Genomic DNA, 15,864 nt, shown 5'->3' on the forward strand with positions numbered 1-15,864 from the left:
AACCCCTATAGCAACTGATGGCCGAATGAACCGGTATTGATATCGATGCCACGCGCTTCGATGGCTTTCAGCACGTCCGCCCGCATTCCGAACAGCGCGACGGTGCCGTTGACCAGCAGCAGGACCTTGTCGACGCTGCTCAGGAGGGCCGGACGTTGCGTGATCGTCGCGACGGTTATCTTGTGTTCCTTGGCATGCTGAAGTGCGTGGAGCAGCGCCGCATCGCCCGCATTGTCGAGATTGGAATTCGGCTCATCCAGCACCACCATCCTTGGATCGCCGAAAAATGCCCGGGCAAGCGCAATACGCTGCTTCTGGCCGCCGGAAAGAGGAGAGCCATCGGCCGCCACCACGGTTTCGTATCCGTGCGGCAGGCTGGCTATCATTTCATGAACATCGGCGAGCATTGCGGCCCGGTAGATCTGCTCATCATCCGCGTCCATCCGCATCCGGGCGATATTGGACTTTATCGTGCCGGGAAAAAGCTGCACGTCCTGCGGCAGGTAGCCGATATTTTCGCCGAACTGGCGTTGATCCCAGTTCCTCAGATCCATCAGATCCAATCGGACACTGCCCGACGTCGGCAGGATCGATCCAACGAGCATTTTTCCGAGTGTCGTCTTGCCGGCACCGGAATTGCCGATGATCGCCAGGGAATCTCCCGGCTGCAGGGCAAACGAAACGCCGTTGAGCACGACGCGCTTGGTTCCCTGCGGTACATAAAGGAGGCGCTCGACATCCAGGCGCCCCTCGGGTTTCGGCAGGTTCAGGCGGTCGAAATTCAATGGCGAGGATTTCAGCAGCGCCGATATGCGCCCGTAGGCCGCGCGGGACTGGCTGTATTGGTTCCATCCTTCGATGGCCCCTTCGATCGGCGCCAACGCGCGACCCGCAATGATGGAGGCAGCGATCACCATGCCCCCGGTGAGCTGACCTTCGATCGACAGGAAGGCGCCCCAACCGAGCATCGCGATCTGCGTCAGAAGGCGGCAGGCCTTCGATATGGCCGCAATGGTGATATTCCGGTCCTGGGCAATGACCTGCGACTTGAGCGACGAAGCCGTGTCCTTGCCCCAGATCTGCACCGTCTCCGGGATCATGGCGAGCGCATTGATGATCTGCGAATTGCGCGACATCGATTCCAGATGAAGATTGGCCTTCACCTGCGCCGTATTGGCTTCGGCAAACGGCTCGGCGGTCATCCGCTGGTTGATCTGGGTGAAGGCCAGCAGCATGAGGGCTGTCAGGACCACGATGAAGCCGAGATGCGGGTGGATGAGGAAGACCGCCACCACGAAGAGAGGTGCAATCGGCGCGTCGAGAAACGACAGCAAGGTCCTGGAGACGAGGAACGAACGAACCTGCTGAAGATCGCCCAGCACCTGATATTCGCGGCCATTGCTTTGAAGCGAGGCGCGGGCGGCCGCGCTCAGGATCGGAGCGCCAAGTTGTGCCGCGATTTCCACCGCCGTCCGCATCAGGATGAAGCGCCGAAGAGCATCGAAGGCCGCCTGCAGGATGACCGCTCCGACGATCACGATCGTCAACATCACCAGCGTGTCGAGAGAACGGCTGGTCAGCACCCGGTCCGATATCTGGAACAGGTAGGTCGGGATCGCAAGCACGAGGATATTGCTGGCGACGGTGAAAAACATGACGATCGCCAGGTTCCTCCGCACCGCAGTAACGCCCGCCCGCAGGCTGGCCGAAAAGTCGACCGGCGCGAGGCGCTTGTGAAACGTTCCGTCGCCACCGCGCCCGCCACCGGTCGTCGGCGGCTTTCCAAAGGGCTTTGCCTCTGTCCGCAATGGCCCGGTGTCGGCATCGATCGTGATCATGCCTTCCGGTCCCTTTGCCTCCGTTGCTTCGCGCTGCGGAGGCTTCGGCTCGATCTCCGGTTCGATGATCCGGCCATTGGCAGGCATGGCCAGAATATCGGCTCCTGACGAGCCCTCGTTCACGCGCAATGAACTCGGTGGTGAGTTCTTGGGTTCCAGCCTGGATATCGTTGCTGAAGAGACTGCGTCACCGGATGACATTTTCAGGCATTCGTCCACGGCGCGCTCCAATTTTGCATAAAATTCCTCCCCGGCAAGTTGCCGACTTTCATCGTGATCGTGGGCCTGTTCTAGGTCGGCCCTCTTTTGGGCGTCCGACATGTTTCCCCCCATTATCCGAGCACATGTTGCAGTCCATCGTTCTGATAGTGGCCGTCATGATCCACAGGCACGCCGAAGCCAGGCTCGGTTGGATCGGCTTCCAGCATCGAATCGTCGAGAAAAGCCACCGCTTCGTTGACCAGTGCATCGGGATCGTGCGCCGCCCATTCCGGATGGCTTGAAATCAGTCCCGATTGGAAAAGCGTTTCCTGGGAGTATTGCTCGCCGCCGACATAGGTATGGCCGAGAGAGTCCAGGTCGGCGATCGCGGCATTGTTGATGAGCGTATTTCCCCCGGTCGAGATCGACCATGTCGCTTCCGCATGAGGATTGACGGCATTCATCGCCAGGGCGATCTGATCGCTGTCGCCGACAATGCTGGTCTGGCTGATATACTGGATGTTCAGCATGTCGCCGCTGATATAAAGAACGCGCAACCCGGCCAATCCCGCAAACGCCGGATCAGTCAGAACGCCGCTGGAGAGATTTCTTCCGCCGCCGGCAAAATCGGCGGCCGTGTCCAGGTAGGCGGAAGGCAGCGTGTCGAAACGATCGGCGCCGCCGATATTGTAGATATGGGCCTGGTTCCAGAGCAGGTTTCCGGCGCTGGAAAACGTGCCCTCGCCGGTCGTTCCGAAACCCGTAACCGCGCCGACAACATCGTTGTCGAACAATATGTTCATCTGGTGGATGATATTGGCGTCGTAAAGGCTGCCGCCAACCAATATCAGATCGTAGGCATGGCTGAGCTCGTAGATCGAGGTCTGGTTCACGCTCATGTTGTCGCCGCCAATGACCTTGGTAGTGGCGCCGGAGGACGACAGGATGCCGACGTCATTGTCGGACATGAAGATGTACTGCTCCAGCCAATTGACGATCAGCAGGTCGCCCTGGATCTCCGTGACGATCCAGCTTCCGGGATAGCCTCCACTGGCGTGAGAGGAAGCACTCTCGTCCTGCAGTGGGTCGACCCTGTGGAATGTCGCGATGTTGAATATTTCGTCGGGTGCGCCGTCGTTCGTCCAGCTGCTGATCGCCGAGGTAATGGCGTCGATATCCTGGATGACATTGACCTGGATGATCGTGTTGATCTCGAAATGGTCGCCGACGACCGCCGTCACCGTTGCGCCGGTCCAGATATTCTTGAGGACGGCATCGTTGACGGTGGTATTGGCGCCGCCGACCAGTTCGACCGAAGCGTCTACCTGGACGGAGCCATCCGCAAAGATCTTGGCGTTGGATGGATGAGCATCCTCCTCCGCGTCGACGTCATCTGCATCCTTGTCGAAGGAGTGATAATCCTCCAGCTTCGGCGCCTCGTCGACGAGCACTCCGTTGACGTAGGTACCTTCGATCGTCGTGGATTGATGGACGAAAGCTTCCATCGGCCCGCCGGAATCGGATGAAAGGGACTCCAGCTCGCTGGCGACGGACTTGATGATCTCGATAAGGTCTGCCGAGGATTCGGGCATGTCGAGATGGCTGATCGGCGCGTCCGACAAGACCTCCTGCGCCTTATCCAGCAGCTCGCCGTTGTCAACCAGAGCAGGATTGAACGTGAGGCCGTGCCCCCCCACGCCGAAACTGTCGTTATCGGATAGCGAGGCGGCCTGAACGATGAAGTTCACCACCGAGCCAAGAGGTTGTATCCCCAATGTGAAGGACTTGCCGCTTGCATAGGACGGATACTCGTGCCGCGGCATCTCATGCCGGCCGTAATGCGTCCTGATTTCTACGATGGGAATTGACGGATGGTCATATCGACCCACGAAGTGGGGATGCCAGATGGGCGTGAAAGTGGCGGGAGCCTTGTAGACCACTGACGGATCGAAGCCGAGCAGCTCGTAAGGCGCCTCGAAATGGGATGGGGCCGCGACAGATGGCGGGATGAATTGTTCGGGCGTGTTGAGCGAGAAATGGGTGTAATTATCCCGCAGGCGCGCATCCTCGACGTTCGTGTGGAAGAGCCCGATGAAATGAGCGATTTCCTCGGTGATTGTATCCATCATCGTCATAACCGCTGCCTTTGTATTGGCATGCCTGGACCACAGGTCGTTCGGAATGAGGGACTGCGCAGGAGGTCTGCGCAGTCCACGATGTGAAGGTCTCTGCCTGGAGCAGGGAAAGTGACGGCTTAGAGACTGGTGCCGTCGTGGGTGTCGTCACCCGCTACCGTGCTGGAGAGGTCGCCGCCAACGATCGTCATGTCGATCGCATTCTGCTGGAGGTTCGCACCCATCACGATTTCCTGGTTGAAGGCATGGGTTTCGATGAAGGCATCGGACGAGGCGGAACTCGTGCCGGTCACGAAACCATCGTCACCGTTGTGCGAGCCCCAGACGCCGCCGTCGCCGCCGGCTGCACCGGCACCGGTATAGGCCAAGCCACCCGCGCCACCGGCTGCGCCGGCTCCACCGGCTGCCCAACCGCCCAGACCATCGCCACCGGTACCATCGGCCCATGCGCCACTCAGTGCCGCACCACCTTCGCCAGCGCCGGACGTAGCGTCACCGCCGGTAGCGTCACCACTGGCCGCCGCACCGGTTGCCGCTGTGCCGCCGATACCACCACCACCTGCTGCGCCATCGCCACCGAGGCCGGCACCGAGACCCGCACCGAAGCCGGCACCGAGACCGGCACCGAGGGCACCGCCGCCATCGCCGCCGTCGCCGGCATCCGAGGCCTCGCCGCCATCACCGCCGTCACCGCCAGCCGGATCTCCGCCGGCACCGCCGTCGTTTCCGCCACCGTCACCGCCAGGGCCGCCGGCACCGCCATCGCTGTCAGCGAAGATCGGATTGATCAGCCCGAGGCTACCGCCGACGAGGGTCGTGGCCAGGCCGCCGGTTGAATCCCCGCCGTCGCCGGCGTCGGAAGCATTGCCACCACTCGAGCTGCCGGTATTGCCGCCCGCAGCGCCATTGCCGCCCGTGCTGTCGCCACCGTTATCGCCATCACCGGCGAATGCGAGGCCTGCGCCAAGACCGAGGCCCAGGCCAAGACCCAGACCGAGGCCATCACCGCCGCTGCCGCCGCGGCCGCCAGTGCCGTTGCCGCCATTGGCTTCGCCGGTCTCAGCGTCGCCGCTGTCGCCGTCGCCTCCGTCGGCATCGCCGCCGTCGCCTTCACCGCCGGCCGCAACGCTTGCAGCGAGGCCACCAAGGCCGATGCCACCGAGTGCAAACCCGCCAAGTGCTGCGCCGCCATTGCCGCCGTCACCGCCGTCGGCATCCGCATGACTTCCGCCGTCACCGCCGCTTCCTCCGGCGTTGATCCCATCGGAGGCGAGCGCAATGCCGCCCTCGGCAGTGGCATTCAGCTCGAACGACCCATCGTTGCTGACGGTGGCGCTTTCGAGCTTGTCATTGTCCTGGATGTTGGCGACCTGGCTGAAGACGTTGCCGACATCATTGCCTTCACCGTTCAGGGAGTTGTTGAGCAAGTCGTCGATGCGGATGTTGAACATCCCGTCGATGGAACTGTGCTGCATGTCGACATCGGCAAAGTCGTCATCCGTCGGCGTGTAGCCTTCAAGATCGACACCGACATCGACAGCGACGCCCACGGTAGTCTCGTTGACGTTCTCATTGAGATTGCCGTTGAGGTTCAGGTTGCCGTTACCGTTCAGGTTCAGATTGCCGTTGCCATTCCAGTTGTCGTTGTCGTTCGTCGACTCGCTCGTCTGGCTCTGGTCGCTGGACTGTTGCTGCTGCTGTTGTTCCTGCTGTTGCTGTTGCTGCTGCTGTTCCTGGCTGTCCGTCGGATCGTCGACAACAGTGTTGAACGAGTGGCGTTTGTCTACCATCACAGTATCCTCTTTGACTGCGACGGCGTGACCACCATTCATCTTCTTGGGGTCTTTGCTCGTCGCTGTTGAAGTGAGTCATTGGCCTCTGGCGAGAGGGCGCGCGTCAACGCGACCGTTCGCCGGTCTTTCTTTCGTGATGTCTGATTTTTTAGCTCTCCCCTAGTTTCCCGAGAGACCTGGAACGAGCGGCGGCATGGGCCGCATGCTCGTGACAGCGTGCATCGACGAACGTTCTTCAGCGCTCGTTCTTCAGCTGCTTCGGGATGAGGCACTTTGTCCCGATTGCTCAGAAGAAATAAGGTAATATTTCGAGCTAGCACAACCTGATGAATACTATATGAGCATAGTTCTATGGGTGAAATGGTCTAACCAAGAAGAGGTAGGCACATCGGCAGTGAATGCAGCCTTATGTATGCAGCAACTCGAGTCTCACCGGAGGAAACGCTATCTGATCATGGTTCGTTCGCGGGAAAACGACCTGGAATGCCAAATCCCATCACCGATTCGATCTATTCGATAAATCGTTCGGTCTATTCCCACCCTTCCGGTCTTGGTTTACCGTTCTCTAATAAGATCTTCGGAGCACCACTTTGCGTGTACTTTCGATCAACGACGAGAGGGGGGTCTATCCATGCAAATCCCGCATGGTATTTCACAACATGCCGGCTTGGATCTGGCAACAAGCGCCTTGAAGAGAATGAACGCGATCCGAACACTTCTCTTCATTTGCTCGCCGGGAACAATCTCCACCGCAATGATTGCGGCCATCGAAAGCGAATTTCCGTGGCTCAACGTCAAGACGGTTCCCGATCTCAAGCTGGCCTCGGCGGAATTCGACAATCCTGTTCAGCTCATGCTGGCGGATGTCCGCCTTGCCTCCGCGCTCGCCGAATACTGGCCGGAATTGGCCCACTATCATCCCGCAGCAACGCTCGCGCTGATCGGTACCGATGACGGCGAAATAGCCTCCGATCATCAAAGAGCAAAAGAACTTGAAATCGTTCAGGGAATACTGCCGTTCAACGTCAATCTCGATGTCTTCCTGTCAGGCCTGCGGATCGTGTTGAAGGGCGGTACATATTTCCCTTCGACAGGTTACCGCGCTCAGCGAAGCCCGCCTCCGGAAACAAGCGAGGATCCGGCTGACACCAAGCCGGCCCCATACAATGCCGGCAAGCAGGCGATCGAAAAGCTCACGAAGCGTGAGAACGAAATTCTCGCCAGAATGGCCATGGGCAACCAGAACAAGATCATCGCCGCCGCCCTGAGCCTATCAGAACACACAGTAAAGATTCATATTCACAACATCATTACCAAGCTCGGCGTGCATAACAGAACGGAAGTCGTCGCTCTCTATTTTGAATATAGACGCAAGGATGTAACCGGCAATGCAGGCGACACGAACCGCGGCCAGGACGGCCGCTCCCTCTCGGGCGACAAGTACTAGGCTGCAGGACATCCTGCTCCTGATTGGGCAGCTGAACTATACGTGGACCAACACAGAAAGCCTGTTGATCCACATGATTGCCGGCCTCGCCAAAGTGGACAAGGAAACGGCGATCGTCATCTTCCTGACCTTGAATACGACACGCGCGCGCATCGACCTCGTGGACAGGCTGACCAAGATGCGCAAGACCGCACCGGTCTGCCGCAAGGAGATCTTGGAAGCCACCCGCCGCCTTTCCGAGGAAGCGAAGCTCCGTAACAAATACAACCACTGCATCTATTCATTCGATCCCGACAGCGGCCGCAACGTCACGCAATCGATGCGCATCTTCGAAAGCCGGGACGAGATCAAATACGGAAAGATCGAAGAACTTGACGCCCGGGAAATCGGCCGTATTCAGGAGAGCATCAACTCGCTCGTCGCAATCAACCGGATGTTCTGGGGGATCACCGAACGCTACGGCTTCCCGACCTAAATCCGCAAAGCCTTACCCCAGGCCCGAGACCTTTATCCCAGGCAGGAAACCGTTGACGGCGTCGGCCAGCGTAACGATCGATATGAGATGCCCGGCATCGTCAGTGATCGATATGGCCCGCAACGCCAGGGTTTCTCCCTGCTGAATATGCTCGACGATGATGTCTCTCATTCCGGAGATGACTTCAGCTGTGGCTCTCTCGAGGTTGAGGAAATCAAGTCCTTCCGTATCCGGAATGAAACCGTCCTTCAGATCGACATTCAGGAAATATTTCACCATGGAACCCAAACTCCCCCGGGGTTAGCCTGGCGGCCGCTTCAATTGCGAATCCAACCGTCACGGAAGCGGGCGCTCCAACCTCCAAGCGCTTACCCCCCCATCTCCCGATCTGCGTTTAGGCTCAATCAGAACATTAGCAGATATATAAATTACCCATCGCGCCGGTCAACCTGGAATTGGCGTCCCACCTTGGAAACCGGGAAAAAAATAGCGTCACCCCTTCGCATTCCCCTCCGTTTTGACGGGGGATCACACGGCGCCGATGGGACGCTTCTCCGTCAGCCAACGCCTTGCCAAATGCATATGGATGCTCGCCCAATCATCGTTCAATGCGGTAACGAAAAGGCTGTCATTCTAAAAGACGATTTCCTGAAGATACTGCAGCTTTCCTCAAGGAGACTCCGCTGGGTGCGTGTGGGTTTACACTTGCACCAAATCAACTGGTCGGCGGATATCTCGATACGGTATCGCTCCGCTAGAGGCGATCGTCAGAACCTTGAACCGATGACCTGAGCTCGAAACCGAATTGCTTCGGGAAGACCCGCCCGACCTCTGGATATTTGTCCAGGCCATGGGTCGCGAAACAGTGGGGACATGGCATTTCAACCGCACCGCAGCCGCAGCATCGGGTACCGGTATACGGCTTGGCGGGATGAGCTTCGCAAACCCAGCCCGTGTCCTTGCAGTCTCTGCACCTGAACATCGGCGAAATCCTCTGTGATCCGCAGGGTCGGAGGATAACACGCGCGTGAGTCGCAGGCAGTTGCGCCAAATGAGCTATATCCTTAGGCCTATCGGCTGGGGCGACCCTACGTTGATTGCGCCAAAGCTTGCGGCCATCATCCGCTCAAAATATCATCCAGTTGATCGCGATCCCGATCCACGGCATAACCGACCCGAACAGTCGGGGCCAAGCCAATGGATGAAAAGTTCGATATCGGTGCGCGGCTCAACGCCATGCGTGTAGCGGCCGGGCTTTCGCAGCGCCAGCTCGCCGAGCGGGCCGGCGTTCCGCACGCACAGATATCCAATGTCGAGACCAACAAGGTCAGCCCCTCCGTCTCGACGCTCCGTAAGATCCTGAACGGTCTCGGCGTCGGCATGGGCGATTTTTTCGAGCCGGAGCGCAGCCCGCCGAAAGGCCCGTTCTTCTCGGCGCACGAACTGGTCGACCTGACTTCCAAGGTTGCCACATCGCCGATTGCAGGCGGTGACGGCAAGCTGATCTTTCGCCAGATCGGCGATGCGCGGGCGCATAACCTGCAGATCCTCCACGAGATTTACGGCCCCCATGCGGACACCGGCGAAACACGGCTGCAGCACGCTTCCTCGGAAGGCGGCTATGTGGTCGAGGGTGAGCTGGAAGTGACGGTCGGCGACGACGTCCGTGTCCTCAAGGCCGGCGAGGCTTACCTCTTCGACAGCCGCGTTCCTCACCGATTCCGCAACCTCTCCGACCGGCAGACGATCGTTATCTCGGCCTGCTCGCCGCCCTATCTCTGATTTCGAGATTCCCCTCTTGCTCAATATAATGAGCAAGATTATAGCTTAGGTCATCGACTTTAGGGGATATCGCCATGACCGTCTCAGCAGATCTGCAATCCCGCCAGAAAGCCGCCGTCGCCGGCGGTGTCGGCACAAGGGGTATCTTCGCCCACAAAGCCTTGAACGCCGAACTCTGGGATGTCGACGGCAGGCGCTTCGTCGATTTCGCCGCCGGCATCGCGGTCAACAATACCGGCCATCGCCATCCGGCCGTGATGCGAGCCGTCGCCGAACAGGCTGAACATTTCACCCATACCTGCTTCCACGTCGCGCCTTACGAAGGTTATGTGCGGCTCGCCGAGCGGCTGAACGCGATGGCGCCGACCGGCGCCGAAAATCGCACCATGCTGGTGACCACGGGTGCAGAAGCCGTCGAAAATGCCGTGAAGATCGCCCGCGCCCATACCGGCCGCGCCGGCATCATCGCCTTTTCCGGCGCCTTCCACGGCCGCACCATGCTCGGCATGGCGCTGACCGGCAAGGTCATGCCCTACAAGAAGAATTTCGGCCCCTTCCCGGCCGATATCTACCACGCGCCCTTCCCCAACCCCTATCTCGGCTTCTCGACCGAGGAGGCGATCGCTGGCCTCGAACGGCTCTTCGCAGCCGACGTCGATCCGGAACGGATTGCGGCCTTCATCGTCGAACCGGTCCAGGGCGAAGGCGGCTTCAACGTAGCGCCGAAGGAGTTCCTTGTACACCTTCGCGCAGTCGCGGATAAATACGGCATCGTGCTGATCGCCGACGAAATCCAGGCAGGCATGGCGCGCACCGGCAGGATGTTCGGTTTCGAACATGCCGGCGTAAAGCCGGATATGATCACCATGGCAAAGGGCCTCGCCGGCGGCTTCCCGCTTTCGGCCGTCACCGGCAAGGCCGAGATCATGAATGCAGCCCATCCGGGCGGGCTGGGCGGGACCTATGCCGGCAATCCGCTGAGCGTCGCCGCCGCCAATGCCGTACTCGACGTCATCGAAGATGAGAAGCTCTGCGAACGCGCCGCCGAAGTGGGCCGCCGGATCACCGAGCGGTTGACCATGTTCGCCTCCCGCCAGGGCATGGAACATATCGGTGACGTGCGCGGCCTCGGCGCCATGGTAGCGTTCGAACTGGTCGAGGACCGTCAATCGAAGGCGGCGGCGTCTGCCCTCACCACCCGCATCGTCGCGGAAGCGGAAGCCCGCGGTCTGATCCTCCTATCTTGCGGGACACGCTTCAATGTGATCCGTTTGCTGCCGCCGCTCACCATCGAGTGGGAGGTTCTGGAGGAAGGGCTCGCCATTCTCGAAGCTTCGATCGAAGCAGCGTTCTCCGACGCCACCGCTTCGGCAGCCGCCTGAGCCTCACTCATCGCCGCTGACCGCAGGACCGATCCGGCCTGCGGTTTCTCTTGGTCGCAGTGGCCTATGGGAACGCTGCAAAGATAAGGAAAAGCGCATGAACGGCGCCGATATGCTGTGTGACGTCCTTCTGGTGAACGGCGTCGATGTCTGCTTTGCCAATCCCGGCACGTCGGAGATGCATTTCGTCGCCGCTCTCGACCGCAAGCCCGCGATGCGCTGCATCCTCGGCTTGTCGGAAGGCGTCGTGACGGGCGCCGCCGATGGTTATGCCCGCATGGCGGACAAGCCGGCCGCCACTCTTCTCCACCTCGGCCCCGGCCTCGCCAACGGCCTGGCCAACCTCCACAATGCCCGCCGCGCCCGCACGCCGATGCTGAATGTCGTCGGCGACCATGCTTCCTACCACCTTCAATATGACGCGCCGCTGACCAGCGATATCGAAAGCCTGGCCCGACCGATGTCCCATTGGGTCGGACGCGCCGCCGGCGCCGCCGATATCCGCCGTTGTACAGAAGAGGGTTATGCCGCCGCCTTGGCAAACCGGGGCGTCTCAACCATGATCCTGCCGGCGGACGCTGCCTGGGGCGAGGTCTCGCTGGAAACGCTCGCGCCTGCCGCAATCCCTACCCCGCCGGCGATCGACGCCGAAGCCCTGAAGGCCTCCGTCACCGCGCTACGCAGCGGCAAGCGTGTCGTGATCATGCTGGCCGGCCGGGCCATGCGGGAAAAGCCGGTCGAGACCGCCGGCCGGATCGCAGCCTCCACCGGCGCTGCGCTCTTCTCAACGTCCTCGGGCCGTAGCGCCCGCGGCGCCGGACGCGCGTTCGTCAGACCGGTGCCCTACAAGATCGATCTCGCGGTCGAAGCGCTCAAGGATTTCGAGGTCGCCATCTGTATCGGCGGACCACGCCCGGTCACCTTCTTCGCCTATCCCGGAAAACCGAGCACGACCCTGCCGCCCTCCTGCGAAGTGATCCAACTCGCCGAGCACGAACACGACCTCGCTGAAGTGCTGGCAATACTCGCCGATGCACTCGGGATCAAGCCGGATGCGGATTTCGTCCGCAACCGGTTCACGCAGGATGATATCCAGGTGCCGACCGGCGCGCTGACGCCGGATGCGATCAGCTTCGCCATCGGCCGCCGACTTCCGGAAAACGCCATCATTATCGATGAAGGCCTGACCTCCGTCGGCCAATATCCGGTTTTGGCGCCCGGGCTCCCACCCCACGATCACCTTCCGATCACCGGCGGCGCCATCGGCATCGGCATTCCGCTGGCTGCAGGCGCTGCGATCGGAGCACCCGATCGCAAGGTCATCGCGATGCAGGCGGACGGCAGCGGCATGTACACGGTGCAGGGCCTCTGGACCCAGGCGCGCGAACAGCTGGATGTGGTGACCGTCGTTTTCGCCAACAGCGCCTACCGCATCCTGCAGGGCGAAATGACCAATGTCGGCGTCAACGCCTACGGCCGCAATGCCCAGCGGATGCTCGATCTCGACGCGCCGAAACTCGACTGGTGCTCGCTCGCCAAGGGCCTCGGCGTCGAAGCCGGCCGCGCGACGACGATCGAGGAATTCGTCAAGCTGTTCGACGGCGCGCTCAGCCGCAGGGGGCCTTTCCTGATCGAGGCCGTCATCGACTGATTGCTGCAGAGATTGCCCGCAGCCGTTACATCGCGACCAGATGACCCGGTGAAACAGTCTTATAGCCGAGCGGATTGACTTTATAGTCGACGGGGCGGATCGGGCTCTTGAGCTCGTCGCTGGCGACCGCTCGTTTTTCCCGGCGGCGATCGGGATCCGGCACCGGCACCGCGGCCATCAGTTTCTTCGTATATTCGTGCTGCGGATTGCCGAACACCGAAGCACGCGGTCCGATCTCAACGATCTCGCCGAGATACATCACCGCCACCCGATGGCTGACCCGCTCGACCACTGCCATATCGTGGCTGATGAACAGGAAGGCGAGATTCAGGCTCTGCTGCAGGTCGAGCATCAGATTGATGACCTGCGCCTTGATCGACACGTCGAGCGCCGAGACGCTTTCGTCGGCAACGATCACCTTCGGTTCAAGCGCAAGCGCCCGGGCAATGCAGATACGCTGGCGTTGGCCGCCGGAGAATTCGTGCGGATAGCGGTTCACCATGTCGGGCGTCAGCCCTACCTTGCGCAGCATGTCAGCGACGACTTCCTTCGCCTGTTTCGCCGTCCCCATCTTGTGTTCGAGATAGGGTTCGGCGATCGCCTGGCCGATCGTCATGCGCGGATTGAGCGAGGCGAACGGATCCTGGAAGATCATCTGCACGGATTTGCGCATCTCGCGCATCTCCCGCTTGTCGAGCGCCAGCACATCCCGGCCCTCGACGACCACCGAACCGGCGTCCGGCTCGATCAGCCGCATGATGGCGCGGCCCGTCGTCGACTTGCCGCAGCCGCTTTCGCCGACCAGCGACAGCGTCTCGCCGGCCTGCAGATCGAAGGAGACATTCTCGACCGCATGCACCCGGCCGCTCACGCGACCAAACAGGCCGGAATGAATGTCGAACCGCTTGGTGAGGTTCTTCACCTCCAGAATGGGCCGGTCGTTGGCGGCAACCGTATCGGCCACTTCCACCTGGACGTCGGATTCACCGGTCGCCGTGTTGACGACGGGAAAGCGCAGCGGCCGCTCATATTTCTGCATCGAACCGAGCACCGGCACCGCGGCGAGCAGCGCCCGCGTATAGGGATGCTTGCCGCGATGAAAAATGTCCGGCGTGTCACCCGTCTCCACCTGCTCGCCGCGATACATCACGATCGTCCGGTCGGCGACTTCGGCGACGACGCCCATGTCATGGGTGATGAACAGGACCGACGTCCCCTCCTCATCCTGCAGCAGCTTGATGAGATCGAGAATCTGGCCCTGGATGGTCACATCGAGCGCGGTGGTCGGCTCGTCGGCAATCAGCAGCTTCGGCTTCGATGCCAAGGCCATGGCGATCATCACCCGCTGGCGCATGCCGCCCGAGAAACGGTGAGGATATTCGTCGAAACGCGACGCGGCCGAGGGGATACGGACCTTTTCGAGCAGCCGGATGGTTTCGGCCTTGGCTTGCGCCGCCGACATCGCCTTGTGGCAGAGCAGCGCCTCGGAAATCTGGTCGCCGATGGTGAAGAGCGGATTGAGGCTCGTCATCGGCTCCTGGAAGATCATCGCCACATCGTTGCCGCGCACCTTGCGCATTTCGTGTTCGGGAAGCGCCAGAAGATCGCGCCCGCCGAGCATGATCTTGCCTTCGATGCGGCTGGTGCCTTCCTGCAGCAGTCGCATGATCGACAACGAGGTGACGCTCTTGCCCGACCCGCTTTCGCCGACGATCGCCACGGTCTCGCCGGGAGCGACGGTGAAGGAAACGTCACGCACGACCGACTTCCACTCCCCGTCCACATTGAACGAGGTGGTCAGGTTCTCGACGGAGAGGACCGGCTGAGTGGACTGGACGGCTTGTGCTTGCGAAATGGCCATGATCGTTCCCTTCCTGTCGTTGTTGTCAGTTCAGTCCGGCCAGCGAAGAGCACCGTCGAAACGGTGGCGGCTGCGCTCTTCGATCGGCGTCGCGATGATCTCGTTAGAGGCCCGCGCCTTGTCGAGCTCTTCGGTCAGGCGGGCCGCGACGATGGCTTCCTGGCCAGGATGCAGGTTGCAGGGATCGAGGTAGAAGTAGTGATGCTCTACCTCGTGGTCGCGGACGATGATCGGCGGGTTACCACGGCCGAGTGCGGTGGCAAGATCCCAGGCGGTAATGTGCGCTTCCGGCGCGGAGATGATCACCCGCATGCGGTCTAGCGGATTGTTGGTCGGATCCGGCTCGATCAGTGCGGTGACGCCGGGGCGGCCGTCGAGCGTCCGTTTCCACAGATCGAGATAGCCGGTTTCGCGTTCGCGGATGCCCGCGTGGTCACGCTTCTCCCAGGCTTCCAGCGCCGCCATGACGCCGAACACGCTCTCTTTGCCGACCTTCATGCCGCGGCCGATGCCCATGTTCTGCAGGAAGGCGCTGCGCACGAGGTCTTTCTTGCCCGCGACGATGCCCGAAGTCGGACCGCCGAGGAACTTGTGGCCGGAATAAAGGACGATATCGGCACCCTGCGAAAGGAAGAGCTTGAGGTCGTATTCCGAGGCGGCGTCGACGATGACCGGCACACCCTTCGCGTGGGCGATCTCGACGAATTCGACAAGGTTGAGCAGGCCATAGTCGACGACGTGATGCGAGACGACATAGACCGCCGCGGCCGTCTTTTCGGTGATCGCATGTTCCATATGATAACGGTGCGTCGAGGTCGCCTGGCCAATCAGCACGACCTTGCCGCCGGCGAGCCGGATCGCCTGGTCCACCGGTGCGCCATAGCTCACCACATGGCCCATCTGCACGAGCACCTGATTCTTGTCCGGCACCGTGTCCGGCAGTTTCTCGATTGCCAGCAGGTTGTTGCCGGTAATCGCGCCAGCGACCGCGAGGCTGATGCCGGAGGAGCAGGAAGCCGTGACGAAGCCCGCCTCACCGCCGGTCAACCGAGAGATGATCGCGCTTGCCTTGCGCTGCAGATCGTTGATCTCGACGAATTGCGGCAGGATCGCCGACATCGCCGCGACCGCCTCCGGAACCACGATCGAAGCCCCGAGGCTGGTCATCGTACCGGAAACATTGATGACCGGCCGAAGACCGATCTGGGTGCGAATATCATCGGACATTGTCGTTCTCCAAAGTGACGGCCAACCGCGAATTGCCATCGACAGTTATGCCATAATAATGTAATAGGCTCT

Annotated in this window: 11 protein-coding genes; 5 read left to right on the forward strand and 6 right to left on the reverse strand. The window is 60.8% G+C overall.

The features are described 5' to 3' along the window. Positions 1–5: 5 nt before the first annotated feature. The 3 genes from RG540_RS17185 to RG540_RS31165 all read right to left on the reverse strand — a co-directional run bounded on the left by RG540_RS17185 (position 6) and on the right by RG540_RS31165 (position 5,964). Entirely contained in the window at positions 6–2,159 is a 2,154-nt protein-coding gene (locus tag RG540_RS17185; protein WP_080724976.1) for a type I secretion system permease/ATPase, read from the reverse strand. Between the two features lie 11 nt (positions 2,160–2,170). Continuing rightward, positions 2,171–4,168, reverse strand: a complete 1,998-nt coding sequence (locus RG540_RS17190; protein ID WP_244446582.1) for a hypothetical protein — start codon at positions 4,166–4,168, stop codon at positions 2,171–2,173. A 125-nt stretch (positions 4,169–4,293) separates the two neighbouring features. Beyond that, entirely contained in the window at positions 4,294–5,964 is a 1,671-nt protein-coding gene (locus tag RG540_RS31165; protein ID WP_051909504.1) for a hypothetical protein, read from the reverse strand. A gap of 634 nt (positions 5,965–6,598) precedes the next feature. On the opposite strand from RG540_RS31165, the gene RG540_RS17205 reads away from it, so the two are divergent. Both RG540_RS17205 and RG540_RS17210 read left to right on the forward strand, forming a co-directional pair. Beyond that, positions 6,599–7,414 (forward strand): response regulator transcription factor, encoded by an 816-nt coding sequence (locus RG540_RS17205; protein WP_157884628.1) that lies wholly within the window; start codon positions 6,599–6,601, stop codon positions 7,412–7,414. Further along, complete coding sequence (locus RG540_RS17210; RefSeq protein WP_038590401.1) at positions 7,356–7,889, forward strand: hypothetical protein; 534 nt, start codon at positions 7,356–7,358, stop codon at positions 7,887–7,889. The genes RG540_RS17205 and RG540_RS17210 overlap by 59 nt, the downstream gene beginning before the upstream one ends. 12 nt (positions 7,890–7,901) lie before the next feature. Here RG540_RS17210 and RG540_RS17215 read toward each other — a convergent pair whose 3' ends face one another. Beyond that, positions 7,902–8,168, reverse strand: coding sequence for a DUF6894 family protein (locus tag RG540_RS17215; protein WP_038590404.1), 267 nt, complete (start codon positions 8,166–8,168; stop codon positions 7,902–7,904). 918 nt (positions 8,169–9,086) lie between these two features. On the opposite strand from RG540_RS17215, the gene RG540_RS17220 reads away from it, so the two are divergent. The 3 genes from RG540_RS17220 to RG540_RS17230 all read left to right on the forward strand — a co-directional run bounded on the left by RG540_RS17220 (position 9,087) and on the right by RG540_RS17230 (position 12,704). Continuing rightward, positions 9,087–9,671, forward strand: coding sequence for a cupin domain-containing protein (locus RG540_RS17220; RefSeq protein WP_038590407.1), 585 nt, complete (start codon positions 9,087–9,089; stop codon positions 9,669–9,671). Positions 9,672–9,745: 74 nt separating this feature from the next. Then, a complete protein-coding gene (gene gabT / locus RG540_RS17225) occupies positions 9,746–11,053 on the forward strand; it encodes a 4-aminobutyrate--2-oxoglutarate transaminase (protein ID WP_038590411.1) in 1,308 nt (435 codons plus the stop codon). A 97-nt stretch (positions 11,054–11,150) separates the two neighbouring features. Continuing rightward, complete coding sequence (locus RG540_RS17230; RefSeq protein WP_038590414.1) at positions 11,151–12,704, forward strand: acetolactate synthase large subunit; 1,554 nt, start codon at positions 11,151–11,153, stop codon at positions 12,702–12,704. A gap of 25 nt (positions 12,705–12,729) precedes the next feature. Here RG540_RS17230 and RG540_RS17235 read toward each other — a convergent pair whose 3' ends face one another. Together RG540_RS17235 and RG540_RS17240 are read right to left on the reverse strand one after the other, a co-directional pair. After that, positions 12,730–14,565, reverse strand: coding sequence for an ABC transporter ATP-binding protein (locus tag RG540_RS17235; RefSeq protein ID WP_038590417.1), 1,836 nt, complete (start codon positions 14,563–14,565; stop codon positions 12,730–12,732). A 30-nt stretch (positions 14,566–14,595) separates the two neighbouring features. After that, the gene (locus tag RG540_RS17240) at positions 14,596–15,792 is read right to left on the reverse strand and encodes an aminotransferase class V-fold PLP-dependent enzyme (RefSeq protein ID WP_038590420.1); all 1,197 of its coding nucleotides are present in this window, start codon (positions 15,790–15,792) and stop codon (positions 14,596–14,598) included. Between the last annotated feature and the right edge of the window lie 72 nt (positions 15,793–15,864).

Origin of the sequence: Neorhizobium galegae bv. orientalis str. HAMBI 540 (genome assembly GCF_000731315.1) — a bacterium.
Classification (GTDB): Bacteria; Pseudomonadota; Alphaproteobacteria; order Rhizobiales; family Rhizobiaceae; genus Neorhizobium; species Neorhizobium galegae.